General features: G+C 53.6%; 21 protein-coding genes. 10 read left to right on the plus strand and 11 right to left on the minus strand.

Annotated features, from left to right (window positions below; all coding sequences use genetic code 11):
* Positions 1-87: 87 nt before the first annotated feature.
* The 4 genes from NYE69_RS16700 to NYE69_RS16715 form a co-directional block, all read right to left on the minus strand.
* Positions 88-1,002 (minus strand): IS1595 family transposase, encoded by a 915-nt coding sequence (locus tag NYE69_RS16700; protein ID WP_340927095.1) that lies wholly within the window; start codon positions 1,000-1,002, stop codon positions 88-90.
* A gap of 434 nt (positions 1,003-1,436) precedes the next feature.
* The gene (locus NYE69_RS16705; protein WP_340927096.1) at positions 1,437-1,883 is read right to left on the minus strand and encodes a carboxymuconolactone decarboxylase family protein; all 447 of its coding nucleotides are present in this window, start codon (positions 1,881-1,883) and stop codon (positions 1,437-1,439) included.
* Positions 1,884-1,980: 97 nt separating this feature from the next.
* The gene (locus NYE69_RS16710; protein WP_328272293.1) at positions 1,981-2,862 is read right to left on the minus strand and encodes a sigma-70 family RNA polymerase sigma factor; all 882 of its coding nucleotides are present in this window, start codon (positions 2,860-2,862) and stop codon (positions 1,981-1,983) included.
* Positions 2,863-2,981: 119 nt separating this feature from the next.
* Positions 2,982-4,232: a methyl-accepting chemotaxis protein gene (locus NYE69_RS16715; protein ID WP_340927097.1), complete on the minus strand. Its 1,251-nt coding sequence runs from the start codon at positions 4,230-4,232 to the stop codon at positions 2,982-2,984.
* A 239-nt stretch (positions 4,233-4,471) separates the two neighbouring features.
* Here NYE69_RS16715 and NYE69_RS16720 point away from each other — a divergent pair, with 239 nt between their 5' ends.
* The 3 genes from NYE69_RS16720 (at position 4,472) to NYE69_RS16730 (ending at position 8,095) form a co-directional block, all read left to right on the plus strand.
* On the plus strand, positions 4,472-4,921 hold the full coding sequence (locus tag NYE69_RS16720) for a MarR family winged helix-turn-helix transcriptional regulator (RefSeq protein WP_036622114.1): 450 nt from the start codon (positions 4,472-4,474) through the stop codon (positions 4,919-4,921).
* Positions 4,914-6,425 carry a DHA2 family efflux MFS transporter permease subunit gene (locus tag NYE69_RS16725; protein WP_340927098.1) on the plus strand — a complete coding sequence of 504 codons (1,512 nt, stop codon included), beginning with the start codon at positions 4,914-4,916 and terminating at the stop codon, positions 6,423-6,425. The genes NYE69_RS16720 and NYE69_RS16725 overlap by 8 nt, the downstream gene beginning before the upstream one ends.
* 200 nt (positions 6,426-6,625) lie before the next feature.
* Complete coding sequence (locus NYE69_RS16730) at positions 6,626-8,095, plus strand: N-acetylmuramoyl-L-alanine amidase family protein (protein WP_340927099.1); 1,470 nt, start codon at positions 6,626-6,628, stop codon at positions 8,093-8,095.
* 48 nt (positions 8,096-8,143) lie between these two features.
* On the opposite strand, the gene NYE69_RS16735 is transcribed toward NYE69_RS16730, so the two are convergent.
* From NYE69_RS16735 to NYE69_RS16750, 4 genes are all read right to left on the minus strand, one after another.
* Positions 8,144-10,585 carry a GH36-type glycosyl hydrolase domain-containing protein gene (locus tag NYE69_RS16735; protein ID WP_316561596.1) on the minus strand — a complete coding sequence of 814 codons (2,442 nt, stop codon included), beginning with the start codon at positions 10,583-10,585 and terminating at the stop codon, positions 8,144-8,146.
* Between the two features lie 112 nt (positions 10,586-10,697).
* Positions 10,698-11,750: a LacI family DNA-binding transcriptional regulator gene (locus NYE69_RS16740; RefSeq protein ID WP_340927100.1), complete on the minus strand. Its 1,053-nt coding sequence runs from the start codon at positions 11,748-11,750 to the stop codon at positions 10,698-10,700.
* Between the two features lie 146 nt (positions 11,751-11,896).
* Positions 11,897-12,802 (minus strand): molecular chaperone DnaJ, encoded by a 906-nt coding sequence (locus tag NYE69_RS16745; protein ID WP_340927101.1) that lies wholly within the window; start codon positions 12,800-12,802, stop codon positions 11,897-11,899.
* Between the two features lie 173 nt (positions 12,803-12,975).
* Positions 12,976-13,875 carry a C40 family peptidase gene (locus NYE69_RS16750; protein ID WP_340927102.1) on the minus strand — a complete coding sequence of 300 codons (900 nt, stop codon included), beginning with the start codon at positions 13,873-13,875 and terminating at the stop codon, positions 12,976-12,978.
* Between the two features lie 101 nt (positions 13,876-13,976).
* Between NYE69_RS16750 and NYE69_RS16755 the strand changes: the two genes are divergently transcribed.
* Both NYE69_RS16755 and NYE69_RS16760 read left to right on the plus strand, forming a co-directional pair.
* Positions 13,977-14,228: a hypothetical protein gene (locus tag NYE69_RS16755; protein ID WP_340927103.1), complete on the plus strand. Its 252-nt coding sequence runs from the start codon at positions 13,977-13,979 to the stop codon at positions 14,226-14,228.
* Positions 14,229-14,332: 104 nt separating this feature from the next.
* Entirely contained in the window at positions 14,333-15,325 is a 993-nt protein-coding gene (locus NYE69_RS16760) for an aldose 1-epimerase (protein ID WP_340927105.1), read from the plus strand.
* 102 nt (positions 15,326-15,427) lie between these two features.
* On the opposite strand, the gene NYE69_RS16765 is transcribed toward NYE69_RS16760, so the two are convergent.
* Positions 15,428-15,784, minus strand: coding sequence for a LytTR family transcriptional regulator DNA-binding domain-containing protein (locus NYE69_RS16765; protein WP_328272288.1), 357 nt, complete (start codon positions 15,782-15,784; stop codon positions 15,428-15,430).
* 206 nt (positions 15,785-15,990) lie between these two features.
* On the opposite strand from NYE69_RS16765, the gene NYE69_RS16770 reads away from it, so the two are divergent.
* Positions 15,991-17,073, plus strand: coding sequence for a lactonase family protein (locus NYE69_RS16770; RefSeq protein ID WP_340927106.1), 1,083 nt, complete (start codon positions 15,991-15,993; stop codon positions 17,071-17,073).
* 508 nt (positions 17,074-17,581) lie between these two features.
* On the opposite strand, the gene NYE69_RS16775 is transcribed toward NYE69_RS16770, so the two are convergent.
* Positions 17,582-18,655 carry a bifunctional 3-deoxy-7-phosphoheptulonate synthase/chorismate mutase gene (locus NYE69_RS16775; RefSeq protein ID WP_240751842.1) on the minus strand — a complete coding sequence of 358 codons (1,074 nt, stop codon included), beginning with the start codon at positions 18,653-18,655 and terminating at the stop codon, positions 17,582-17,584.
* Between the two features lie 554 nt (positions 18,656-19,209).
* Here NYE69_RS16775 and NYE69_RS16780 point away from each other — a divergent pair.
* Complete coding sequence (locus tag NYE69_RS16780) at positions 19,210-20,274, plus strand: AI-2E family transporter (RefSeq protein ID WP_340927107.1); 1,065 nt, start codon at positions 19,210-19,212, stop codon at positions 20,272-20,274.
* 66 nt (positions 20,275-20,340) lie between these two features.
* Here the strand turns inward: NYE69_RS16780 and NYE69_RS16785 are convergent, their stop codons facing one another.
* Positions 20,341-20,871, minus strand: a complete 531-nt coding sequence (locus tag NYE69_RS16785) for a hypothetical protein (RefSeq protein ID WP_340927108.1) — start codon at positions 20,869-20,871, stop codon at positions 20,341-20,343.
* Positions 20,872-21,067: 196 nt separating this feature from the next.
* Here NYE69_RS16785 and NYE69_RS16790 point away from each other — a divergent pair, with 196 nt between their 5' ends.
* The 3 genes from NYE69_RS16790 (at position 21,068) to uxaC (ending at position 26,587) form a co-directional block, all read left to right on the plus strand.
* On the plus strand, positions 21,068-22,090 hold the full coding sequence (locus NYE69_RS16790; protein WP_340927109.1) for an FUSC family protein: 1,023 nt from the start codon (positions 21,068-21,070) through the stop codon (positions 22,088-22,090).
* Between the two features lie 212 nt (positions 22,091-22,302).
* Positions 22,303-24,666 carry an RNA polymerase recycling motor HelD gene (gene helD, locus NYE69_RS16795; RefSeq protein ID WP_340927110.1) on the plus strand — a complete coding sequence of 788 codons (2,364 nt, stop codon included), beginning with the start codon at positions 22,303-22,305 and terminating at the stop codon, positions 24,664-24,666.
* A gap of 493 nt (positions 24,667-25,159) precedes the next feature.
* Positions 25,160-26,587, plus strand: a complete 1,428-nt coding sequence (gene uxaC / locus NYE69_RS16800; protein WP_340927112.1) for a glucuronate isomerase — start codon at positions 25,160-25,162, stop codon at positions 26,585-26,587.
* Positions 26,588-26,612: the final 25 nt, after the last annotated feature.

Here is a 26,612-nt window from a genome sequence, read left to right on the forward strand (position 1 = left end):
TCAGCAGCAATGCCCCTGCCGATCATGCTGACCCACACCAATCAAGTTGATCCGCATCAAATAACCCCTACCGTTCAAGTGCCACGATCAGGCCGCAGCCGCAAGGGGCTGGTACGGTTGGCGCGCGATTAGCCGGCGGTAAGGAATCGCCGGAATCGCCACACACATCTGCAGTAACTTCTGCCGCATCGTTTCTTCCGCTCCAGGCAGTCCTCCTTGCAGGCGCAGCCGGCGGCGTCCGGTGTACTCGTTCAAGTACGCCTGCAGATGCTTCACCCCCAAGGCTCCATACGTACTCTTCAGCGATTCCCACGCCTCTCTCACCACTTTCCGCAAGGGCGTATACAGCCGAAAGGCCTGAGGGAACAACTGTACCGCCAATGTACGGACATCCACGTGCCCGTTGATGAACGCATCGAGTTCGTGACGGTTCGCCCTTTTTTCGCCTCCCCGCTTATGCGGCACCAGGCGGATTTTGACCTGCTCCGGCTCGCCCGACTCCGTGACCGTGCAGCCGGCTACGACCGCCGTGGCGTACGGATGCGAAAGCTGACACCGGGACGGATTACGTCCATACTGATCGCTGTTTACCTTCACGTCTCCGGAGAGCAGCTCCCGGGCATCGAACTCCCCCACGGCATGGCGTATGTTGTGCAACATGGACCAGGCGGTCTTGTAGGCGACCCGGATCACCTGGCGCAGCCGCAGCGCCGAGATGCCGCCCTCAAGCAGGAATAAATCCAGGGCCTTGAACCACTTGAGCAAGGGGAGATGCGTTCCTTCAAAAATCGTGCCGACCAAAGGCGATGTTTGATGCTTGCACTTTCCGCACTCGAACAAGGGGATATGCCGGGAAGTCAGACGGCTGCACCGGGTGTGAGCGCAGCGCGGGCAGACGAAGCCGCTTGGCCACTTCATCGCGATCAGCGCCTCCATGCAATCCTGCTCGCTGTTAAAACGGCTGCTGAATGATTGGAGTTCCGTTCCCGTATTGACTTCCATATCTGCTCGCCCCCGAATAAAGAATATACGAACATAGGTTCCATTTATTTCATTATACCAAACGCACGTTCCCTTATCAAGCCGAAAATCTCACCTGAACCGCCTCATTTTTTCCTCATCTTCTTTGTTTTTTTCTTCTCTCTTTTTTTGAATCCTTTCTAACCCCACCCCCTGCTCCCTGCTCCTGAACGAAGGGGATAATCGTGCAAAGGCAAGCAGCATACAGGGACACCAAGACACGAACCCTATAAATATTGGTTTTAAAGCTGGACTCTATCGTACCTCACGGTTCCGCAAAATATTACCGGGAATCAGATGGGGAAATGCCCATCATCTACGGCAACTACTTTTGATTTTTTTAATCTGGTGAGGCGATTGAAGCGGAAACGAAAAGCCCTGTTTTCCGCATATGCGCAGATCACAGGGCTTTTTAATTAATCGCGGCAGCCCGGGAACATCCCCGTAGAAATGGCGATGCGGTTCCAGCAATTGATGACGTTGATCGCAAAAATCAGATCCATCGTTTCTTTTTCGCTGTAGTGGGTGCGAACCCGTTCATAAACGTCCTGCGGTACGCCGCGCTCGGCGATGAGCGTGACCGCTTCCGTCAATTCCAGCGCCGCTTTTTCCTGATCCGTATAACAGGGGGATTCCCGCCACACGCTGATTAAATTGATGCGCTGTTCGCTTTCTCCAAGCTTGCGCAGCTCCTTCGTATGCATATCGAGACAAAAAGCGCAGCCGTTGATTTGCGATGCCCGGATTTTCACCAGCTCGTAAATGACGCGGTCCAGCCCGCTTGCGGTCACCTGTTTCTCCAATTGGCTCATCGCCCGGTAAATATCCGGGTTGGCTGCGTAATGGTCAATTCTTACTTTCATATACATCAACCTCCAAATGATAGTGGATAACTAGTTATCACAAGTAAGACAAGGGAGGGGATGTTTTTGTGACCGAACGGAGAAAAAAGTTTTAAATTTACAAAGCCGGCGCGTTTTTAAGTTTATCCGGGTTCACTAACAGATAAAAACGGGCAATGCGACCCTGGGAATCCCCTTCGAACAGAAGGACTTTGACGGGCGTGCCGCCATCGTACAGAATCAACCCGATTTCGCCGTTCATCCGGACCGGCACCAGTTCACCCCGTAGAGATCCTTTGCGGGTGATGCCCTCCCAAAATGCGGCGATGCGCGCTTTGGACACGATCGGACGCAAAGCGGCTCTTGCTTTGCCGCCGCCATCGGACACGAGGACGGCATCTTCCCGGATCAGCTCCAGCAGCGGCCCGAATTCGCCGGTCTGCGCCGCTTTAGAGAATACGCTGACCCATCTGGACACTACAGCGTTATTCAGAGGCGGAGCGGGAAGGTCCGCTTTGACTTTTTGCCTTGCACGGCTCAGCAGTTTCCGGCACGCCGCTTCACTTTTGCCGAGAATATCGGCGATTTCCGGGTATTCCAGCGCAAAAGATTCCCGCAGCACAAACACGGCCCGTTCGTCGGCGGTCAGACGTTCGAGCATGACCATAAAGGCATACGATAAATGTTCTTCCTTCAGCAGTAAATCCAGAAGCTTCTCTCCCGACGCGTCAAAAACCGGCTCGGGCAGCCAAGATCCGATGTATTGCTCGCGGGAATAACGCGGGGATTTAAGCACGTTTAGGCTGCGGTTGGCGACCGCCTTCATAAAATACGACTTCAGCTGCCGGATTCCGTCCGCATCTCCGTTCCGGTGGAAATCAAGAAACAACTCCTGAACGATATCCTCGGCTTCGGACCAGGAGCCCGTTAACCTGTAAGATAATGCGGTGAGCGAAAGCCGGTGCTCCTGATAAAATTGTTCCAGATTGGTTTGCACCATACGGCCCCCCTTTTGATCGAAAACGATTAACCTTTTTATTTCCGAAACCATTACTTTATATATCTTAACGAAAAGACCTTGTTTCGCAAGAGGAAACAAGGTCTTTTGATTTTCCGGACTTAAAATTTGAAAATATGTATCGTTTTCTGCAGTTGGAATACGGCGTTTTTCATCGCTTCAATCTCATCGGCCATCGCGCGGATGGAGGTGATCTGCTCGTTCATCGATGCGGAAACCTGCTCGGTTCCGGCAGCCGACTGCTGCGTGATGGCGGAGATGTTCTGAATGGCCGAAGAAATGTTGTGCGCGCTTTCCAGCATCGCTTCGCTTTCCCGGGCAAAGGCGGAAATTTCTTCGGAAATGTACTGGACGCTTTGGACGATTTTCTGAAAAATTTGCTCCGCTTCGAGAAGGATGGCGCTTTGCTGGCGCACGACTTCCTCGTTGATTTTGATGTTTTGACCGGCTTGCTTCACATCCTGCTCAATGCTGCGGACAAGGTTAAACACCTCTTTGGTGGAGGCGCTCGATTCCTCGGCCAGCTTGCGCACTTCAAGGGCGACGACCGCAAATCCGGCCCCGTGCTCGCCGGCCCGCGCCGCTTCGATGGAGGCATTCAGCGAAAGCAGGTTGGTTTGCTCGGCGATCTCCGAAATCGCCCGGGTAATTTTCGTGATGCCTTGGGCATTTTGCGCCAGCGCTTCGATCGATTCGGCGACTTTTTCCGTCGCCTCGATATTTTTGCGCATCCCCTCCGCTTGTCTGGACACGGATTCCCGGCCCCGTTCCACAAGCTGCAGCGTTTCCGCAGAACGCTGGTTCATCTGCCGGGTCGAATCGGTGTAATTGCCGACTTTCTCTTCAATTTCGCCGATCGCTTCCGTCATCCCGCCAACGTCCTCGCTGATGGCACTTGCGCCAAGCGCCAATTCATTGGACGATTGCGTCACCTGGGTCATCACCTCAATAAGCCCCTGGTTACGTTCCGAAATGCTGCGGCTGGAGTCCATCACTTTGCGGGTAATGTCCGAGGTTTCCTGTAAAATTTTGCGCAGCTTGTCCACCATACCGTTAAACGAGCGGCTGAGCTCGTTCATGCCGCCGCTTTCATTCACCCGGGCGGTGAAATCTCCCTTGGCGATCTGCGCGGACGCGCTGGAGATGTCGGAAAATGAATCCGTGAGCTCTCGCTCGAGATAGCGGGAGAGCGGGTAAGTAAGCGCTGCCAAAAAAATGATGAGAATTAATCCGACCCAGATGTGGCCGAGAATCACGAATACGATCAGGGCGGGAACGGCAAACAGAGCGGCCACGAGATAGCAGGCGGCGTTAATTTTTCCGCTAAGGGGAAGTCTGTTGAACCATGACATTGGATTCATTGCCTCCTTCGAAAGTAGGTTATTTTTACCATGATTATAACATCCGAACTAAAAAGGGTATAGGACGAAATATTCCGAGAAATGCTACCTTCAGGTTGAAAAAATTCCGGCGGATAAAATCAGGTTGATCGTATTGACAAATATCCCGAAACGTTGTTACATATATTCAGAAAATATTTCGTATGCTAAATATTAAAAAGTATAATTAAATTTTTAAGGATGGAACCGGTTTGGATCAAAAACAACGTATGCACGAAATCGTGGAATCTTTTCGGGAAGTCAAAAAAGCTTTCTATCAGCTGTTGTCCAAACAAGCGGACAAATACGGGATTACCGGCATTCAGTTCAAGGCCCTTAAAACGATCCAAGACAATCCGCAAATCGGGATCACCGAGCTCGCGGATTTAATGCGTTTGGGGAACAGTACGGCGAGCGGCGTTATCGATCGGCTTGTCAAAGCCGGGCTGGTGGAAAGAAAGCGTCTGGAGAGCGACCGCCGTTCCGTATCGCTGGAGGTTACGGAGCAGGGGAAGGAGGTCTACCGGCTTACCGATCTTCAATATTCCAAAGCGATTGCGGCCGTACTGGAGAACTCGGAAGAGGATTTTGAGCATTTACTGCAGACTCATCGAAAAATTATAGCTTCATTAGAGAAAGTGAGAGAAGAAACCAATGAATAATACCGCTGCTGTAGAGGGCGCCGCTTTTAAAAGATGGCCGATCGTCATGGCGCTGATTATCGGGGCGTTTGTGGCGATTTTGAACCAAACCTTGATGAATGTGGCGCTTCCGCAAATGATGAGAGACCTGAATGTAGGGACTACGACGATTCAATGGCTGACCACCGGCTTCATGCTGGTGAACGGGGTGCTTATTCCGCTTAGCGCTTATTTTATGGAACGTTTTACGACGCGGATGCTGTTTATTTCCGCCATGGCGATCTTCGCTGTCGGAACGGTGATTTGCGGGATTGGCACAAGCTTTCCGATGGTGCTGATCGGACGTTTGTTCCAAGCGGCCGGCGCCGGGGTGCTGATGCCGCTGATGACCGTGGTGTTCCTGACGATATTTCCGATTGAAAAACGCGGCCAGGCGATGGGGATGATGGGGATCGCGATGGTTTTCGCTCCGGCGGTCGGACCTACGCTTTCGGGGTGGGTTATCCAGCATCAGTCCTGGCATGTGTTGTTCTGGATCATTTTACCGTTTGCCATCCTTTCCATACTTCTTGGGATTATTTTTCTGCGGAACGTGACCGAGGTGGCCCGGCCGAAGCTGGATATGTTGTCGGTCATTTTGTCGACGTTGGGCTTTGGCGGCGTGCTGTACGGCTTCAGCGAAGCGGGCAGCACAAGCTGGGGCGAACCCGAGGTCATCATCGGTCTGTTCGTCGGCGTGATTGCGTTGGCGTTGTTCCTGTGGCGCCAGCTGAAATCGGAAAAACCGATGCTGGAGTTCCGGGTGTTTAAATACGATATGTTTTCCCTGACTACGGTGATCAACGTGGTTGTTACGATGGCGATGTACGCGGCCATGATCCTGCTGCCGATCTACCTGCAAAACATCCGCGGCTTTTCGCCGCTGGAATCCGGCCTGCTGCTGATGCCGGGCGCGATTCTGATGGGGATTATGTCGCCGATTACGGGGATGATCTTCGATAAAATCGGGGCCCGTTGGCTGGCGGTCGTCGGTCTGGCGATTACCGCCGTCACGACATGGGAATTCAGCAATTTGACCGACAGTACGACTTATGCTCATCTGATCCTGATGTATACGCTTCGCATGTTCGGGATGTCCATGCTGATGATGCCGATTCAGACCGCCGGCTTGAACCAGCTGCCCGCAAGCTTGAACGCGCATGGCACGGCCATGGCCAATACGCTGCGGACGATTTCCGGCGCGCTTGGCACCGCCTTGCTCGTCACGATTATGTCCAGCCGGACAAAGGATCGGGCGGCGGAAATGATCATGTCCGCGGGCATCAACCCGCAGGACCCGGCGAACGCCCAGCAGGTTGCGCTCATTACCAAAGAAGCGACGATCAACGGCATCGACTTCGCCTTTGTGGTCGCTACGGGAATCACGCTGGTGGCCTTTGTCCTGTCTTTCTTCATCCGGAAAGTCCAGGTTGGCAAAGACGGCCAAAACAAAAAAGAGCCTGGCATGAAGCCCGCCAAGGCTTGAGATACGGGACGAAAAAAAGTCGGCGCCGATCGTGGCGCCGGCTTTTTTCGTCTGGCCGATAAAGCGGAATATGAGAAAAAATGAAGCCTTAGAAGGAAATATGTATATAAGTGTAGAAATATATCAGCAGCGAAAGCAAACGGGTATCGCCGGGGGATCGTCGGAATAACGACGTTTTAAGCCATTACTAGAGGTGTAAAATGAAAAAATCCATTTTATTATTTTTTTTGAGTTTGATTTTTCTGATCGTTCTATCGCCGCATGAAATCAATGCGAAAGCCGCGCAATCCAAGATTGTCCTGGATGGTCAGGAAATCGCTCTTCCGGAGAATGTCGAAGTTGCCAATATAGATAATAATGTGATGATTCCCATAAGAGTTGTTGCTGAAAATCTTAAATTTAAGGTCAAGTGGGACCAAAAGACTCAGAATGTTAAAATCCAAAATAATTCGAATGCGATATCTTTAAATGTGGGGCAACAAGAAGCGGAAGTCTCCAATGAGCCCGTATTATTAAACACCGCACCTTTGATGCGGAACAATACGGTTCTGGTTCCTATTCGTTTCGTTAGTGAACAAATGGGGCTTAAGGTAAGTTGGAATAATACCGATAAGACGGTTTACCTGACGAGCAATGGAGAAAAGGCGGTGCTGTCCGAAGCAAATACCGATGACTCCTTGATACATATCAACGAAATCCATTTTAGCGATCATCAGCTTGTTGCATCAATGGACGGTCAAGTTACTCCAAGCATATTTACGCTGCAGGACCCGGAAAGAATTGTAATCGATTTGCCGAACACGGCATTTTCGGATACGTTCCAGTCATTAAATGCCGGCCTAAACGGGAAATTGGATGTAAGCGGATCTTCACAGATTGCCGACATCAGATATTCGCTATTTAGTCAGGAGCCGAAGCAAGTCCGGATCGTTGTTGAGTTAATGGAAAATCAAGAAATTCCGTTTAATTATGAATTTAATGAAGGTAACCTTGTTGTTAATTTAGGCCTTTCGGAGAATAACTCTGATCTTTCCGATTCCGGCCCCGTTAATCCAGCTAATCCTGTTGATCCCATTGATCTAGTTGATCCTGTTGTTAAACCAGGACTTAAAACGGTAGTGATTGACGCGGGGCATGGCGGCAGCGATCCGGGGACAACCAGCTTCAGCAATCGGCACGAAAAGGAATTTACTTTGGCTTTAGCTTTGAAAGTTCAGGAGCTTCTTTTAAATGAGCCGGACATTAATCTCGTGATGACTCGTGAAAGTGATGTTTATCCCACCCGTTCAGAGCGCGTGAAGTTGGCCAATGAATTGAATGCCGATATTTTTGTTTCGATTCACGGCAATAGTGTTCTCTCCTCACCGCAAACGACCGGGACGGAAACCTATTATTATGAGCGAAGCAGCAGCAAAGAATTAGCCAATACCATTCATAAGCGGTTAGTGGAAGCCGTGGGTTTTAAGGACCGCGGAGTGAAAAACGGTAATTTTCAAGTCATCAGAGAGACCAAGATGGCGGCGGTTCTTTTGGAGGTCGGATTTCTTAGCAACCCGGCGGATGAGGAAGCGATGTTTTCCGATGAAATGCAATATAAAGCGGCTCAAGCCATTGTGGATGGCATAAAGGAATATTTGGGCTCGTCTCGTGCGGGCCAGCATACTAGCTGATAAAAAAAGCAGGGAAGGGGTAATAATCACCCTTTCCCTGCTTTTTCATTAGCCCAGTACCACTTCAACTTGGTGCACGCCGCCGTCGCCGGCCGGGGCGATGACGTTGCCCTGGATCGGCTGGCCGTCCACGGTGATGCTGGCCACGCCTTTTTCCACGTGATTCGGATTGCTGATCCGGATCACGTACGTGTCGCCGCGGAAGACGCGGGTGATTTCATAACCGTCCCAAGCGGACGGAATGCAAGGATCTACCTTGAGGCCGTTAAAATCGGCCTGAATGCCGAGGATCGCCTGCGTGATCGCAACGTAATTCCAGGCGGCCGTGCCGGTCAGCCAGGAGTTTTTCGCTTCGCCGTGCCGGACGGCGTCTTTGCCGGCGATCATTTGCGAATATACATAAGGCTCCATGCGGTGGATTTCGCTGATGTCCTCCAGGTAAGCCGGAGCGATCTTCGCGTATACCTCAAACGCGCGGTTGCCGTGTCCGAGCACCGTTTCGGCGATCATGATCCACGGGTTGTTGTGGCAGAAAATCCCGGCGTTTTCTTTGTAACCCGGCGGATAGCTGGAAATTTCGCCCAGATTCAAATAATACTTGGAATACGGCGGCTGCTGCAGCACGATCCCGTATTTCGTGTCCAGGCGTTCGGCCACCGAGGCCAGCGCCTTGCCGGCTAAACCTTCTTCGACGCCGATGCCGGCCATGACGCACATGCCTTGCGGTTCGATGAAGATTTGTCCCTCCGCGTTTTCTTTGCTGCCGACCTTTTCACCATAGTGGTCGTAGGCGCGCAGGAACCAATCGCCGTCGAAGCCATGTTCGAGCGTGGTCTTCCGCATTTTTTCCACGTGCGCGTTCGCCTCGGCCGCTTCGGATTCAAGCCCGCGTATCCGGCACAACTCGGCGAAATCCGGACCAACGAACACGAACAATCCGGCGATGAACACCGATTCGGCTACCCGGCCTTCGATATTGGCTGTCGTTTGGAACGATTCGCCCGGCTCCTTGGAGAAGCAGTTCAGGTTCAGGCAGTCGTTCCAGTCCGCGCGTCCGATCAGCGGCAGGCCATGGGGCCCGAGATTTTCGACGACATGGTAGAAGGAACGCTTCAAATGCTCGAACAGCGTAGCGGTGTTGTCAGGGTTGCTGTCGAACGGAACCTGCTCGTCAAGGATGCTCAGATCGCCGGTTTCTTTAATGTAAGCGGCCGTGCCGAGAATGAGCCAGAGCGGGTCGTCGTTAAAACCGCTGCCGATCTCGTTGTTGCCTTTTTTGGTGAGCGGCTGATATTGGTGATAGGCGCTGCCGTCTTCGAATTGGGTGGCGGCGATGTCGAGAATCCGCTCGCGGGCCCGCTCCGGAATTTGATGCACGAACCCGAGCAAATCCTGGTTCGAATCGCGGAAGCCCATTCCGCGGCCGATGCCCGACTCAAAATAGGATGCCGAACGCGACATGTTGAACGTAACCATGCACTGATACGGGTTCCAGATGTTGACCATCCGGTTCAGCTTATCGTCGCCGCTTTGGATTTGGTATTTGGAAAGCAGTCCTTCCCAATAAGCCGCCAGCTCCGCCATCGCCCGGTCCACATCGGCATCGGTGGCAAACCGTTCAATCATTTCAAGCGCCGGCTTTTTGTTGATGATTCCGGGCGCTTCCCATTTCTCTTCCTCGGAAACTTCCACGTAGCCAAGGATGAACACAAGGCTCTGCTCCTCGCCGGGGGCGAGCTGCAGCACCACTTCATGGGAGCCGATCGGCGACCAGCCGCTGGCCACGGAGTTGGAAGCTTTGCCGGCCACGACAACCTGCGGTTCATGCAGACCGTTGTACAGGCCGACGAACGCTTCGCGATCGGTATCGAAACCGTCGATGTCCCGGTTGACGGAGTAGAAAGCATAGTGGTTGCGGCGTTCACGGTATTCCGTCTTGTGGTAAATGACCGAATCCAAAATTTCCACTTCGCCGGTGCTCAGGTTGCGCTGGAAGTTCGTCATGTCGTCCTGGGCGTTCCACAAGCAGAACTCGGCAAAAGAGAACAGGGATACCTTTTTCGCCTGGGAGCCGGTGTTTTTCACCGTCAGACGATGCACTTCGCCGTTGTAGCCGAGCGGCACGAACGCCAGCTGGGTGACGGAAACGCCGCCGCGTTCACCAGTGATCGAAGTGTAGCCAAGGCCGTGGCGGCATTCGTAAAAGTCCAGCTCGCGTTTCACCGGCATCCAGCCCGGCGTCCAAAAGTCGCCGTTGTCATGGTCGCGGACGTAATAGTAGCGGCCGCCGGTATCCAGCGGGATGTTGTTGTAGCGGTAACGCGTCAAGCGGCGCAGGCGGGCGTCACGGTAAAACGAATAGCCGCCGGCCGTATTGGATATGAGTCCGAAAAATTGCTCGTTGCCGAGGTAATTAATCCAGGGATAAGGGGTTTGCGGCGTGTTAATCACATATTCTTTACGCTTGTCGTCAAAAGCTCCGAATTTCATGGAAACAACACTCTCCTATCATTTGTGAACGCGCGTTTATTTTATTCGGCAAGCCGCCTGCGGACAGGCTGCTTCCCGAAAGATGCAGGAGAAGCAGTCCGCCGCAGCCGGATCAGCGGACGGGCGGCTTGCAAGTGTCCCGGACCACAAGCTTGGTCGGGAAGCTGACCGTGCTGAACGTCGCCTCGTCGGCTTCGCACAGCTCGATCACCTTCAGCACCGCGGCTTTGGCCATTTCATCGACCGGCAGCCGGACGGAGGTCAGTTTGGGCGTAATCCGCGAAGCCAACAGAGCATCGTCGAAGCCGATGATCGACAGTTGGTCGGGCACGGCGATCCCGTGCTCGGTAAACGCTTCCAGCGCGGCGATAGCCATGTCGTCGTTGGAGCAGAACAGGGCCGTCGGCAGTTTCTCTTGCAGCGCAAGTCTTTTCGCTTCGCGATAGGCGCTTTCCTTCAGAAATTCTCCCTCCAGAACAAAGTCATCCCAAAGCGGCAGACCGTGTTTTTGCAAGGTGCTTTCGTAAGCCAGATAGCGCTCGCGCCCGGAGTAGGTGTTCATGCTCCCTTTGATGATGCCGATTTCGCGATGCCCCAGGCCGATCAAGTATTCGATCGCTTCGGCCGTGCCTTCGTAGTCCATCGAGTTGATGACGGCGAGATGGTTTTTGTTCAGCCGCTCCGCCATGATTTCCGAAATGTCGTAATCGAGCAGCACGAGCGGTGCTTTCTGATCGACCATTTCCCGCACCAGCTCGATGTCTTTTTGCGTGCCGACCAAAATGCCGCCGTCGATCCGCTTTTGCTGAAATGCCTGCTTGACCTTTTGAAACTCGCCGCGCGAGTATACGGTATGTATCAGAACGTAAAACCCGCGGGCGTTCGCCGTATCGACGACCATGTCGACGATGGGGGCGAAGTAGCTGTTTTGATAAATCCGGCTGGCATTTTCCTGTTCCGACATGCTGATCGCAAACAGGCCGATCGTATCCGTACGTTTGCCGGCCAGCGCTCTGGCAAAGCTGTTCGGCTCATACTGGTGCTGCTCGATGACCCGGCGCACCTTGGCCCGCGTCGCTTCGGGAACATTCGGGTAATTGTTGATCACCCGTGATACCGTGCTGCGGGACACCCCGGCCAATTTGGCTATGTCTTCGCTGCGCATATAGGTCCCCACTTTCGTAAACGCGCGTTTATGAGGTTATTGTAATGGATATCCGGAAGATAATCAATGGTGAAAAAGCGGCGTTGGCCATAATAAGTTGAACGAATGATTGTACGGATAAAGGCAGCGGGGATATAGTCCGCCGCCTAAGGGAGGTGTTCGAGATATTCGCGGATCATCTTGAGCGCTTTATCGGCGTTTGGCGTGTCCGCCCGCAGCGAGATGATCATTTGTTGTTTCGCCAACGGCAGCTGGTCGGCGAGGGCACTGCCTGTGACGTCGATGCCGTAGACATGCTCTTGTCCGTCCTCCTCGGATTTGGCTTTGAGGATCCGGTCATCGGTCAGCAGCGGCTTCAGTTCGGCCGCTTCCTTGTCAAGGCTGAGGAAGGCGCCGCCTCCGGACAGCCAATCGAACGAAGCTTTGTCCGTAATATAAATATCCGGCGACGAGGTGGCGATCACGGCCAGCGCTTTCTGCTGGTAGGCCATGTCCGCGCCGCTCATGCCCGATTCGCTTTGCCCTGGCAAGTACAGCATCTCCAGCTCCAAGCGTTTGAAGTCCGGAATCTGGGCGGTCATCGCCTGCTCCAGCGCGTCCGTCCCGCCGTTCGCTTCATCGGTCAGGAAATTGCCGACCATGATGATGGACAAGTCGACAGGTGGAAGAGCGGCCAGTCTTTTTTGCTCCTCGCGGTGATCCAGGTAGGCGTTAAGGCCAAAAACGATTGCGATCACGGCCACCAGAGCGATGATGCAGTGCGTTTTGTAAAGCCGGAAAAAATCGTCGATCTTCTCCGCGGTGCCGGCAAATTTCCCCCATTTCACGTATCTTTGGCGGCTCATTTCCTCAACTTTGCTTCGCTCTTCCGCTTCGATAATCATTTTGTAGGCTTTGACTTTGGCTTCGTATTCCTGCTCGAACCGGTCATCCTGCTGACGGGAGCGGGATTTCCGCAGCAGAATGTCGAACGCTTTATCGACATCCTCGCGGGGCGCGTTTTCGGGCAGGCCCAATTGCTCATATGCCTGTTTTAAAATGTCTTTCTCCATCGCCCTATCTCCTCTGATTTTGCTCTGAAATCCTGTCATATTATTATATGGAAAGTAACGCTTACATTTATTATACTTTGTATTTGTAATGAAGGGAAATAAGCTGAAAAAGCGAAAAAGCCGGGCGGCCTAGAGCGGCGCTCGGCTTGCGAATTCGGGCGCTGATGAATCTTTCAGCGCATGCGGCGCATCGAGAGGATGACGCTGCTCCAATGTCCGGTATCCAGCGGGCTGATCTCCACGCCGGGATCTCCCCAGGTATGGATGAATTGGCCGTTGCCGATGTAGATGCCGACGTGGCCGGGAATGTTGTCGGTTTCAAACCGGCCCGGCACGGTGAAAAAGATCAGATCTCCGGCCTGAAGGTTGTCCCGGGTGACGGGGATGCCTTCTTTCGCCTGATCTTTGGCCAGCCGCGGCAAGTCTTGCCCGAATTTTTTGAACACATGGCGGGTGAAGGACGAGCAGTCGAACGCTTTCGATTGCTCGTAAGGCGCTGCTCCGAATTCATAGGGAACGCCTAAAAAACTTTTCGCATAGGCAACCATCTCGTCCCGGTGTTCGGCGACCCCAAGGATGCCGTAGCGGTTCGATTCGCCGATCTGCGGGTTCTTTTCGGCAACGCCGCCGTCGGCGTTAATCGGTCCGATGTTAAGCCGCCCCGACAGCGGGTCAACCGCGGTTTTGCCTTGCAGCAGGGTGGAGACCGATGCGGCCGTCATATACAGCTGGCCGTTCTGGCGGATGGGCGCTTGCGGCAGCGATACCGGCTTGCCGAAAGAAACGGCGTGCCGTTGGCTTGGCTGAACCTCAAACATGACATCGGTATAGCCGATCCGGGCGGAGCTGTCCGTTTCCAAAGCGCGAAGACCCAACGTGTCGGCTACTTGGGAAAGCGGAATCCATTGGGCGCCGCGGACATCCGTAAACGCTTCCGTTCTGACCGGGGTGGAGGCGGCCGGGGGAACGGAATTGGCTTCGGGACCGGCCTTGTTGCCGCAGGAGACGGCGGTAGTCAGCAGCACGGAAGCGAGCAAAGAACACAAAATTGTTTTCCAAACCGAGATGCGCATTAGTGCTCTCACTCCATTCATCTTTTTTTTCGACCATGTCAGTTGAAGTATGCATAAATCAATAGATAACTATTCGAGTGGAGCCAGGAGTATCCGACATCTTGCTGAGTTACGCGAAAAGCAAACCGTATACGCGCCGCAAAACTTCCAAGCAGCGCCGCAATCTGACTATCGCCACCTGGGAAGGCGTGCCCTCCACCATTTTTCAAACGCTGCTGGGCGGTCAGGTGCTGGAATGGATCGCGCACTGGCCGAAATGGATTCAGGTGTTCGGCATGCAGCTTGCCGTCGGTACGGGGATGATCCTGCTGGTCGTATCGCTGGGCCGCCGTATTTTGCGCGACGCTTCATAGGCGATTCGTTTTGATGTGCGGGGTTAAGGTGACTTTTGCACGCGCTTTAGGTATATTACTAGTTGAATGTGTTAAGGCCAATCATGGAAGGGAGAGTTGCAACGATGGCAGAAAGAACAGCTTATGAAGGAACTTATCAGGGAGAAAAAGCGGTATGGCTCAGATCCGGACGGTATGAAGCGGTCATGCTGCCGGAAATCGGCGGCAATCTGATTGCGTTCCGCGATGTCGAAAGCGGTTACCGTTTTCTGCGCGAACCGGCGGAGGACGAAATGGAAAGCTTCAAAAGCAATCCCGGCGTGCATGGGATCCCCGTGCTGTTTCCGCCGAACCGGTACGAGGACGGCCTGTTCCCCTGGAAAGGCGAAGTGTACCGTTTTCCGGTAAACGAAGCTTCGACCGGCAACCATCTGCACGGTTTTTTACATACGACGCCTTGGCAGGTGGAGGACTTTGGGCAGACGCCTTTGGAAAGCTATGTTACGGTCAAAGTGACCGTCGACGAGCAGCATGATGTGTACCGGTATTTGCCGTTTAAATTTACGGTAAGGCTGAAGTATACGCTCAGCGAATACGGCTTGTCGCAGCAGTTGTTCGTGCGCAATGACGGGGATAAGGAGATGCCTTGCCTGCTCGCTTTCCATACGGCGGTGAACGCTCCGTTTGCCCCGGGAAGCAACGCTAAGGATTACCGCGTCAAGCTCACGATCGGCGAGCGTTGGCAGCTTAGCGAACGGATGCTTCCGACCGGTTCGTTCCAGCCGCTTACCGGCGAGGAAAAGCAAATGCAAGGGGAGGGCGTGTATCCGTTTTTCGCGTCGCTGGACAATCATTACACCGCCGCGCCGCAAAACGGCCGAAACCGCATGGAACTGAGCGATACGAAGCTTGGCGTCACTCTGGTGTACGATGTCGGGACGTCCTACAAGCAGTGGATGATCTGGAACAACGGGGCGAAGGAAGGGTTTTTCTGTCCCGAGCCGCAAATTAATCTGGTCAACGCCCCCAATGTCAAGCTGCCGAGCGAGGAAATCGGCTTGTTCAGCCTGAACGCCGGGGAAATTTGGGAAGAAACCGCCCGTTTTTACGTGAAGTAGAAGGCAAGCATGAACCAAGAAAAAGCAGCCCGCCGGCGTCTGTAGAGGCGCTTAAGCGAGGCTGCTTTTTCTCTGGCCATTCGGCTCCGAAGATATGCCGGTTTAGTTGACCCCAGCGGTTACGTTACGTCGGGTGGACGGAATCAGCCGCTTCATTTGCCCCAGATTGCGTTTGGGCACATGGATCGTTTTGATGCCGTGCCGTTCATCGCGAAAATAGACGACATTGTCCTGGATGTCCGAGACTTTGGACAAATTGACGTAACAGTTGGTGCTAATGCGGTAAAAGTTAGGGTCCGAGATCAGCTTCGAGGTCTGTTCGGCGGATAGTCTCTGTTTGATGCTGTAATTCCTGCCATGAAAGCAAACCAGTCCGTGAACTCCAATCTTGAAGAAATACGTGTCCTGGGGATCGAGATCCTCATAGACGTTTCTTTCTTCCAGTCCGACATTCATCATTCCAAATCCCCCTTTAGATGATGCTACGGAAGCGCTTACAGTATATCATGTTTTTCAAAATTTGGGTAGGGAAAAGGGCGAAATAATAAAAATTTTGGGCTTTTGCTGCCGGGAATCTCATGGGGAGGACTGGACTTTTATGGCAAAGTGGGGAACAATATAGGGAACGACAACTTTAGATTTCAATTTACCAGGAGGTATGCGAATTGTCACAGACACAACGTTTGCTGTTATTTGTAGGGTCCTACGCCGAGGCGGCGGATCCGGGAGTTTATGTATACGAACTGGACATGTCCAGCGGTAAAATGAACCGGTTAAGCGCGGTATCCGAACTTAAGAACCCGACGTTCGTCAGCGTCGATGAAGCGAATGGCCGGCTGTACGCCATTTCGGAAACCGTTTCGGAAGGCGAACGCATCGGCGAAGCGGTCGCTTTTGCCATTGATTCCGCGAAAGGGGAGCTAAGCGAACTGAACCGCACCTTGACGATTCGTCCGTCTTCTTCGCATATTCAACTGGACCGGAGCAACCGTTTTGTGGCGGTATCGGGGTATCACGGAGGGAACGTCGGCCTCGTCAATGTCGGGGCGGACGGTCTTGTCAGCAAGCTGGCCGATGAACGGCAGCACGAAGGGAAAGGAGCCGATCCGGCGAGACAGGACCGGCCGCATCCGCATTCGGTTATCTTCAGCCCGGACAACCGGTTTGCGCTGGTTGCGGATTTGGGACTGGATCTCATCGTGGTGTACGAACTGGACGCCCAAGGCGGGCGGCTGGTCCGCAAGAGTGAAGCGCAGACGCCGCCGGGAGCGGGGCCGCGCCACATGGCTTTCCATCCGAACGGCCGTTTCCTGTATTCCATCAATGAGGTGAATTCTTCGCTCTCCGCTTTTTCGTATAATCCGGAATCGGGCCGGCTGGAACTGCTGGATACGGTGCCGACCCTGCCTGCCGGGTTTACCGCGGAGAACACGACGGCGGAGGTCGCCATTTCCAAGGACGGCCGCTACCTGTACGGCTCGAATCGCGGCCATGACAGCATCGTCCAGTTCGCCATCGACCCGGCGAGCGGCAAATTGACTTACGTGGAGCACGTATCCAGCGAAGGCGGACACCCGCGCCATTTTGCGCTGACGCCGGACGGGAAATATTTGGTCGCGGCCAACCGCGATTCCAACAACCTGGCTTTGTTCACGGTGGATGGAGAAACCGGCCGGCTGAAGTTCACCGGCCACACCGCCGAAGTATCCAAGCCGGTATGCGTCAAGCCGGTGTTTTTTAACCTGTAGGCGGCCAGCGTATAGAACCTCCCGAACGCAGGTCCGGCCCTGCTCGTCACTAGCGAGCAGGGCCGGTTTTGTTATACTGGGACCTCGACCTAATAATCATATGGGCATGCAGCAGGAACACTTCCAGGGGCTCGAACCACTTCAACAGAGGAGTCGGATTCCTTCAAATATCGTGCCGACTAAAAGCCCCTGTTTGATGCTTGCACCTTCCGCACTCGAATGGGGGGATACTGCCCTCCCTGAACAAAAGGAATAATCGTGCAAAGCAGCATGCAGGGACTCCAAGACACGAACGCTATAGCCCCCCATCTTTGCACTTACTTCAGCCGCCTCAGTCCAGCATACTGAATCAATAGAGTCAAAATCATAATTTTGGTACTCGTAGTAGAACGAAAGAGGGAATGGGTATAGGGTGAAAACCCATCCCCATCCCTATCCCGCCAATCGCTCCAACTTAGAAGTCAGAGTCATAAAAGGACGCCGGCAGGCGTTTTTCTTATCTGCCTGATCATTCCTTAAACAGTCCGGATTCGCGGATTCCGGCCCAAAGCTGCTCGAACTGCGGAATATCGAGCTGCTGCGCGGCATCGGACAAGGCGGTTTGCGGATCGGGGTGCACCTCGACCATGATGCCGTCCGCTCCGGCGGCCAGCGCCGCTTTGGCGCAGGGCAGCAGGATGTCCTTCCGCCCGGTGGAATGGCTGACGTCGACCAGAACCGGCAGGTGCGTTTCCTGCTTGAGCAGCGGAACCGCGGAAATATCGAGCGTGTTGCGCGTCCACTTCTCGTACGTTCTGATGCCGCGTTCGATCAGCATCACGCGGGTGTTGCCGCTGACCGCGATATATTCCGCGGCATGTACGAACTCCTCCAGCGTCGCCGATATCCCGCGCTTGAGCAGCACCGGGATGCGCGCTTCGCCGGCGGCTTTGAGCAGCTCGAAATTTTGCATGTTTCTCGCGCCGATCTGGATCACGTCGATATAACGCTCGGCCAGCTCGATATGGGCGGGGTGAACGATTTCGCTGATCGTGGCCAGCCCGAATTCATCGGCGACTTCCTTCAGCATTTTGAGCCCGTCGACGCCGAGCCCCTGGAAGTCGTACGGGGAGGTACGCGGCTTATAAGCTCCGCCGCGCATGATTTTGACGCCGGCCGCTTTCAAGGCGGCCGCGACGGTGCGCAGCTGCTCGTAAGATTCGACCGAGCACGGCCCGGCGACCATCACCTGCGCGCTTCCGCCGATGATATTGCCCTTGACGTCGAGGACCGTATCCTCCGGCTGTTTTTTCCGGCTGACGATCAGTTGTCTGGTATGGTCTTCCTCCTGGAGGTTCAGCGAGGCTTTGAAAATTTCCTTGAAAATATGCTTGACCGCCGCATCTTTGAACGGGCCGGGATTGCGGCGCGTCAGTTCCTCCAGCATCGCTCTTTCGCGGACGGGGTCAAATTTGGGGACTCCCTGTTTTTCCTTGATTTCGCCGATTTCGCGGACGACGGCGGCGCGTTCGTTCAGCAGGCGCAGCAGCTCATCGTTGATGGCGTCCAGCTTTTGGCGCAGTTTGTTTAAGGCTTCGCTCACTTTGCTCTCTCCTTTTTTAGATTGTTCAAAAATAAGTGCCAAATAAACAAAAAAAAGCCGTCCATCAAGGGACGGAATACAAGCGATTCCGCGGTACCACCCTCGTTAGACAACTTTGGTTGCTCGGCTTCGGGCACGGATAACGGCGTGCGGCCGGATCCCCCTACTGGCCGGAGCGTCTGAAAGTTCAGGGGTCGACTCGGGAGCGAACTTCGGCGGGGCGTCTCCTGCGGGGTGCTTTCAGTCTATGGCACCGCCGTCCCTGACAGGGCGTTTCCCCTTACTCTTCTCCTTCATCGTCGCTTTTGCGTTTTACGAAATTATATGCCGAACCCTTTAGAGTTGCAATAGGGCGAGGCAACGCATCAAAACTTTGAATCTGCGGTACGATAAAGCATGAAATCAGGCGGCCAATGCGGTCAATGAAAATTTTACAATGAATTTACCTAATTTTTAGGCTTTTGTATTTGCAAAGTGGCTAAGCCTCGCTTAAGATTAACGTCAGAGGTTTTTTTAGTTTTTTATCCGACCGACGAAGGAGCAGGTAGCCGATAATGACGTTTTTTAGGGAGCTTTTTCAAATGGCGGGATTCCGCAGAGCGCTGGCTCTGCTGTTTGTCGTCCTCGTGCTGTATTTTGCCCGCAGCATGCTTAATATGCTTTTGATCACTTTTATCCTCACTTATTTGATCAATCGGCTGCACAATTTTATCAGCCGCAATGTGGCGAAGGTCATCCGCATCAATCGGGCCGTGACCCTGGTGTTCATTTATCTTGTCATGATCTCGCTTTTGGGCGTCGCGCTTTACTACTATTTGCCGGTGTTTACTGTGGAACTGACAGATCTGGTCAACCAGGTCATGTCCTTTTATGCGAACCCGCCCGAATTTCCGGATAATACCATCCTGAATTACGTAGTGGAGTACTTGAAGGATTTCGATTTGTCCGCGTACATCCATAACGGGGTCGATTTCCTGCTCAGCACGTTGTCGGACATCGGCAAATGGAGCCTGAATTTGTTTGTCGCGATCATCCTCAGTTTATTCTTCCTGCTGGAAAAAGAAAAAGTGACGAACTTTACGGTGAAATTCCGGGAGAGCCGTGTAGGCGGCCTATTTAAGGAACTGGAGTATTTCGGCAAAAAATTCGTGCAGTCCTTCGGGAAAGTGATCGAGGTGCAATTTTTGATCGCCCTCGTCAACAGCATCCTGTCGACGATATTTTTGTGGATTTTCGGATTCCCGAATTTGTTCGCCCTGGCGATTATGATCTTCCTGCTCGGTCTGGTCCCGGTTATGGGCGTGATCGTATCGCTGGTTCCGCTGTGCGCGATCGCCTTTAAAATCGGCGGGGTGGTCAAAATCATCTACGTGCTCGTGATGGTGGCCGTGGTGCATGCGGTGGAAACGTATTTCCTCAATCCGAAATTTATGTCCAACAAAACGCATCTGCCGATTTTTTACACGTTTATGATTTTGCTCGTTTCCGAGCACTTCCTGGGCGTATGGGGGTTGATTGTCGGGGTGCCGATTTTCATGTTCCTGCTCGATATTATGGAGGTGCCGGTCGGAAAAACGCCGTCTAAGCGAAGCTTGCCGAAACCGGTCAAGGAAAAGTAATCCGCGCGAAGCATTTGAAAAACCGCTGGATGTTGTGTCCAGCGGTTTTCTATCGCCTATTCAGGCTTAATTTTTCCACTTCACCTGGTTGTTCTGATAGTCTGCCGCGGGATGCCCGGGCATCCGGTCCTTCCAGGAACGGTTGATCGCTTTTTTCAGCTTTTCCGGAAGTTGCGCTTTGATGCGGTTTGCTTTATCCCGGTCAAGCTTGCCCTCGGCGACCGCTTGGTCAATGTTCAGGTTGGCGGTCTCGGTCAGCTTTTTCAGATACTCTTCTTCGCTCCAGCCCTTTTGCGCTTGAACGACCTGCAGGAGCGTTTTGCCTTGTCTCAGCTGCTCCACCAATGCCATGGGTTCCATGCCCAGCATTTCGGCCGTTTCCTTGACGATATGGCCGCCGCGGAAGTGGCCGCGGTGATGGTGAAACCGCGATTCGTTTGGCTTGGGGCTTGGGGTTTGCGGGGTCTCCTGCGTTTGGCCCGCAAGGGCTGTCGCCTCTTCCGCGTAAGCGGGGATGGCCGCCGCCGCGAGGCTGCAGCCTAACAGGATGGCAAGGGCGCTTTTCATCGCAAAAGGTTTTCGTTTCTGCTTAACCATAGACTTTCTTCACCTCTTCGTTTAGAATAATTTGGTCCTCGCCTCCATCAGTTTTGACCAAAATCGCGCCAAGTATCTTAATGGAAGCTTAATATTTCATAAAATTCCGCTTAAAGCGCGAGTTGAATAAGTCAGGTTTTCAGGCTGAGAAGGGTTAAAATATACGAAATGTTGTTGATCATGGGAGGAATTATCCGTGACATTTGGTCCAAGAATGCTCAAAACGGGCATTGCCGTAACGCTGGCTTTATATGCCGGCGTGCTGCTGAATCTGTCTTCCCCCGTCATCGCGGCGGTTGCGGCGATTTTTGCGATGCAGCCGACGATTTACCGTTCCTGGCGCTATTTGATCGACCAACTGCAGACGAATACGCTGGGCGCCGTTTTGGCGATGCTGGGCGGAATGCTGTTTTCCAATGAACCGATCGCCGTCGGATTAATCTGTGTTCTGGTCATCATGATCTGCTTGAAGCTCAAAATGGGGGATACGATAGGCTTGACGCTGGTCACGGTCGTATCGGTGATGGAAGCTTCAGGGCAGTGGGAGTTTGCGCTAAACCGTTTTGCTCTGAGTATGATCGGCATCCTGTCCGCGTTTATCATTAATATTCTTGTTCTCCCGCCCAAACCGAAGGTACAGTTCGAGCGGCAGGTCCGGGAGACGTTCGACCAGCTGTCGCTGCTGCTGCGGACGGCGATTTCCGATGAGATGAAGGAGACGGTGTTCCGCAGCGAAAAAAGAACGCTGGAGGATACGATCGGTTCGCTGGCGGACAAGTACAAGCTGATGGAAGAGGAGAAAAAGAAGCTGCGCAAGCCGAAGTTCAGCGACAATCGCCAGCTCGTCGTTTACAAACAGATGCTCAGCGCCCTGCGCAAGGGCTTCGAGGTGCTGAACGCGGTGGACCAGCATTATTTTCAGGCGGTCCGTTCTCCGGAGCTGAACCGGGAATTCGATGAGCACTTGGAGAAGCTAACCAAGTTCCACGAGCATATCATGCTGAAATTCGATGACAAACTGAAGCCCAATTACGGGGAGGCCATGCAGTTCGAACAGGAAAACGACGCGTTTTTGCGGCGGATGCTGGACAGGTACGCGGCGGAGCGGACCGGGGTATTGCGGTTGTCGATCGTATCGGCGGAAATGTACGAATACGGCCATCAGCTGGAGAGGCTGAACAGGCTGGCGGACCATGCCGGCGCGGCTGCGGGGGAGTAAGATTTCGGCGCATAACGCAGAAAAAGTCCTGCCAAAGCGGCAGGACTTTCATGACGGAAAAAAATAATACATAGATTGAAAATTAAGGGCAAAGTTGATACAATAAAAAATGGACTGCAAATAGAAATATATAAAAATGTTCATCCTTTTAGATTATATCATGTATTTATTTGATTGTCAATAGTCTGAACGAAACCAAGGGAGCGATTGAATTGGACAATAAAGACCAGGCTTGGCTTGAAGAGCAGCGCCGCATAGAATATGTCGCCGATCAAATCGACGCCAGAATCCGCAAACTGGAGCGGGAGGTCGGTTCGGTTCGCGGGGATGTCGTTGCCATGCGGAAAGATTTTTGGGATGAAGTGACCGTCAATTTCAGCGAGGCCGATGATGTGGGGGAAACGTCCACGAGCTTGCGGCAGCAATCCCAGGTACTCGCGGAGCGGGAAAAAAGCCACCTGCACGCTTCCGCCATGCTCGGAAAAATGAAGCGGCTGAAAGAGTCGCCTTATTTCGGCCGCATCGATTTCGCCGAAGCAGGAGAAGCCGCGGCCGAGGCGATCTATTTGGGCATTGCCTCCCTGCTGGAAGACGGAGACGAGACATTTCTCGTTTACGATTGGCGGGCGCCGATCTCCAACCTGTATTATGACAGCGTGCCCGGGCCGGCTTCTTATGAAACCCCGTCGGGGACGATATCGGGCGAGATGAAGCTTAAACGGCAGTTCGTCATCCGCGGACGCGAACTGAGGCTTATGTTCGACACGGGCGTGACGATCGGGGACGAGCTGCTGCAGCAGGTGCTCGGGCGGAGCTCCGACGCGCAGATGAAAAGCATCGTGGCCACGATCCAGCGGGAGCAGAACCGCATCATCCGCAACGATCGCAGCCGGATGCTGATCGTGCAGGGAGCCGCGGGCAGCGGCAAAACGTCGGCGGCCTTGCAGCGCGTCGCTTATTTGCTGTATAAGCACCGGGACGTGCTGCAGGCGGATCAGATGATTTTGTTTTCTCCGAATCCGATGTTTAACAGCTATGTATCGACGGTACTGCCCGAGCTTGGGGAAGAGAACATGCAGCAAACGACGTTCCAGGAATACCTCGAGCACCGGCTGGGCCGGGATTTCCAGCTTGAGGATCCGTTCGTCCAGATCGAATATGTCTTGTCCGCGAGGGAAGACGAGGCTTATCAAGCGCGGATCGACGCCATCCGCTTCAAATCGTCCGTTCAATATCTGGAGGCGATTGCCCGGTACAAAGAGCTCCTGGAGAGAAAAGCGATGAAGTTCAAACCGCTGCGGTTTCAAGGGCGCGAGGTCATCGGCGCGGAGGCGATCGCCGCGCGATTTTACGGTTACGATCCGGCGATCCGGCTCGCCAACCGCTGCGAGTTGCTGAAGGAGTGGCTGCTTAAAGAGCTGGCCGCATTCGGCAAAGAGGAGCTGGATCAGCCTTGGGTCGAGGAGCAGATTCAACTTCTCGACACCGAGGACTATCAACGCGCTTACCAGCGGATGCGCCGCAAAAATCAGAGGAAGGGAGATTCCTTCAGCGACTACGAGGACGAAAAAACGATCTTGGCCAAAATGGTCGTGAGCGACCGGCTCAAGCCGCTGCGGAAATGGGTGAAATCGCTGCGCTTCGTCGATGTGACCCGGCTGTACACGCAGTTGTTCAGCGACGTTTCCTTGTTCCGCGAAGTGCATCCGGGAGCTTTGCCGGAGCGCTGGGATGAGATTTGTTCCCAGACGCTGCGGAAAATCGCCGAAGGGGAGCTGTTTTACGAGGACATCACGCCGCTATTGTATCTGAAGGAGCTGCTCCTGGGCTTCAGATCCAATACGTCCATCCGCCATGTCATCATTGACGAGGCCCAGGATTATTCGGCATTTCAGCTGTTTTTCCTGAAGCGGCTGTTCCCGCGGGCCAAGATCACGGCTTTGGGCGATTTCAACCAGGCGATCTACGCGCACGGCTCCGTGCTGCAGGAATCCGGTCTTTTGGTGGACCTGTACGGGCCGGAGGAAACCGAGGTCATTTCGCTGACGCGCAGCTACCGTTCCACCAAGGAGATCGTCGAATTCACGCGGGGCATGGTTCCGGGCGGAGAGCACATCGTTCCATTTAACCGGAGCGGGGAGCGTCCGCGCGTAACGGTTCTGGGCACCCGGGAAGGGCTGCTCCGGGCTATAGCGGAGGAATTGAAACGCCTGGCGGAAGAAGGATACGAATCGGTGGCGGTCATTTGCAAAACGGCCGAGCAGAGCGCGGAGGTCCAGCGGGCGCTGGAGCCGCTGTTGCCCGCGCCGCCGAAGCTGGTCAAGAAGACGACGCTCGGTTTTGAAAAAGGGGTGCAGGTAATCCCTGCCTATTTGGCCAAAGGGGTCGAATTCGACGCCGTACTGATCTATGACGCGTCGGCGGGCCAGTATTCCCGGGAGAGCGAGCGGAAGCTGTTCTATACGGCCTGTACGCGGGCGATGCACCTTCTATATATCTACTCGCTTGGCGAGCCCAGCCCGTTTGTTACCGGTCAGGACGCCGCCCTCTACGTGAGCGAGCGGCAGCCTGTCTGAAACGGGATAAAGCGGTTTACGAAAGCAAGATAGCGATCATGCGAAACAAACGGACAATCCATCTATTTAAGTGGAAGATACTGAATGGACGGGGAAAGGCAAGAGGGTGAAATGATTCTGAAGAAACGGCAGTGGTCGCCTTTGTGAACGGATTTCTACAACTTCCGAATTTAGTGGATGAAAGAAATCCGTGAACAACAGCGATCGTAAGAACATTTCACCCGGCTGCCTGTTCGATCAGTAGTTCAGCTTTTTTAGCTCTTGGTTGTCCGTTTTTTGTACGCGAATTCATAGTTCTGTAACAATAGATTGCAAATAAAATCTTGCGCGCGGAAACAAAACGGATACAATATAATGGTAACGTGAACATTTAAGGGTTGAGATGACCATATTGCCGGCAATTATGTGATTTTTTTCTCACCTCACCTGCGCGCAGTTGTTTTTTTTGAATCAAATTGTTCACGTTAACAATATTTAATGGGAGGATACGGATGTGGTAAAGAAATTTATGGACGAGAACTTTCTTCTCTCCACCGAAACAGCCGTACGGTTATACCACGATTGGGCCAAGGACATGCCGATTATCGATTACCATTGCCACTTGAGTCCCCAGGAAATTTATGAGAACAAACAGTTTGCCAACATTACCGAGGCCTGGCTTTATGGCGACCATTACAAATGGAGGGTAATGCGCGCAAACGGCGTGGACGAAGCGTGTATCACCGGCGCGGCCAGCGATTACGATAAGTTTTTGGCCTGGGCCCGCACCGTGCCGACCTTGATCGGCAACCCTTTGTATCATTGGACGCATCTGGAGCTGCAGCGCTTTTTCGGGGTATACGAGCTGCTGAGTGAAGAGACGGCTCCGCTGATTTGGGAGAAAGTAAACCGTCAACTGCAAGGCGAAGGGTTCGGCGCTCGGGACTTCATTACGAAATCGAAGGTGGCTGTCGTCTGCACCACGGACGATCCGGCGGATTCGCTGGAATACCATTTCAAGATCCGCGAGCTTGCCGGTTTTGAAACCGCTGTACTGCCAAGTTTCCGTCCGGATAAAGCGCTGGAGATCAAACGCGCGACGTTCCTCCCGTGGATCGAAAAGCTGTCCGGCGTAAGCGGAGAAACCATCGCCGATTACGACCAGTTGCTTAAAGCGCTGGAAGCGCGTATCCGCTTCTTTCATTCGGCCGGGGGCCGGGTATCCGACCACGCGATCGATGTGCTTGCGTATAAGGATGCGACGCGCGGAGAAGCCGCCGCTATATTTGCCAAGGCGCTCCGCGGGGAAGAGGTTACGGCCGAAGAGGAAGCGATGTACAAATCGCACACCCTCCGCTATATGAGCAAGCTTTATGCGGAGCTCGGCTGGGCGATGCAGCTGCACATTCACGCCCTGCGCAACAATAATACGAGGATGTTTAACCGTCTGGGACCGGATACGGGATACGATTCCATCAATGACGGGGCGATTGCCAAGCCGCTCGCGGCGTTGCTCGACGGACTCGAGCGCGAAGGCGCGCTTCCCAAGACGATTCTTTATTCGCTGAATCCGAACGATTACCCGGTTCTCGCCAGTGTGATGGGGAGCTTCCAGGAATCCGGCGTTCCCGGTAAAATGCAGTTTGGAACAGCATGGTGGTTCAACGATCATATCGACGGAATGACCGAGCAGATGAAGACGCTGGCGAATTTGGGCGTATTGTCCGCCTTTGTCGGAATGCTTACAGACTCGCGCAGTTTTCTGTCGTATACTCGGCATGAGTACTTCCGCAGATTGCTGTGCGCGGTGCTCGGAAACTGGGTGGAGCAGGGAGAAGCGCCGGATGATATGAAGCTGCTCGGCAAAATGGTGCAAAATATTTGCTATGAAAACGCCAAACGCTATTTTGCTTTTCCGGCCATGGCGACGTTCCCGGGTTAAGGGTGGCGGTTCGAAGCCTTTTGCC

The organism is Paenibacillus sp. FSL R5-0527, assembly GCF_038008055.1.
Taxonomy (GTDB): Bacteria; Bacillota; Bacilli; order Paenibacillales; family Paenibacillaceae; genus Fontibacillus; species Fontibacillus macerans.

Bases quoted from the DNA above. Each gene is read 5' to 3' on its own strand.
- NYE69_RS16700 (WP_340927095.1), bottom strand. From the start codon at position 1,002: ATGGAAGTCAATACGGGAACGGAACTCCAATCATTCAGCAGCCGTTTT.
- NYE69_RS16705 (WP_340927096.1), bottom strand. From the start codon at position 1,883: ATGAAAGTAAGAATTGACCATTACGCAGCCAACCCGGATATTTACCGG.
- NYE69_RS16710 (WP_328272293.1), bottom strand. From the start codon at position 2,862: ATGGTGCAAACCAATCTGGAACAATTTTATCAGGAGCACCGGCTTTCG.
- NYE69_RS16715 (WP_340927097.1), bottom strand. From the start codon at position 4,232: ATGTCATGGTTCAACAGACTTCCCCTTAGCGGAAAAATTAACGCCGCC.
- NYE69_RS16725 (WP_340927098.1), top strand. From the start codon at position 4,914: ATGAATAATACCGCTGCTGTAGAGGGCGCCGCTTTTAAAAGATGGCCG.
- NYE69_RS16730 (WP_340927099.1), top strand. From the start codon at position 6,626: ATGAAAAAATCCATTTTATTATTTTTTTTGAGTTTGATTTTTCTGATC.
- NYE69_RS16735 (WP_316561596.1), bottom strand. From the start codon at position 10,585: ATGAAATTCGGAGCTTTTGACGACAAGCGTAAAGAATATGTGATTAAC.
- NYE69_RS16740 (WP_340927100.1), bottom strand. From the start codon at position 11,750: ATGCGCAGCGAAGACATAGCCAAATTGGCCGGGGTGTCCCGCAGCACG.
- NYE69_RS16745 (WP_340927101.1), bottom strand. From the start codon at position 12,802: ATGGAGAAAGACATTTTAAAACAGGCATATGAGCAATTGGGCCTGCCC.
- NYE69_RS16750 (WP_340927102.1), bottom strand. From the start codon at position 13,875: ATGCGCATCTCGGTTTGGAAAACAATTTTGTGTTCTTTGCTCGCTTCC.
- NYE69_RS16760 (WP_340927105.1), top strand. From the start codon at position 14,333: ATGGCAGAAAGAACAGCTTATGAAGGAACTTATCAGGGAGAAAAAGCG.
- NYE69_RS16765 (WP_328272288.1), bottom strand. From the start codon at position 15,784: ATGATGAATGTCGGACTGGAAGAAAGAAACGTCTATGAGGATCTCGAT.
- NYE69_RS16780 (WP_340927107.1), top strand. From the start codon at position 19,210: ATGACGTTTTTTAGGGAGCTTTTTCAAATGGCGGGATTCCGCAGAGCG.
- NYE69_RS16785 (WP_340927108.1), bottom strand. From the start codon at position 20,871: ATGGTTAAGCAGAAACGAAAACCTTTTGCGATGAAAAGCGCCCTTGCC.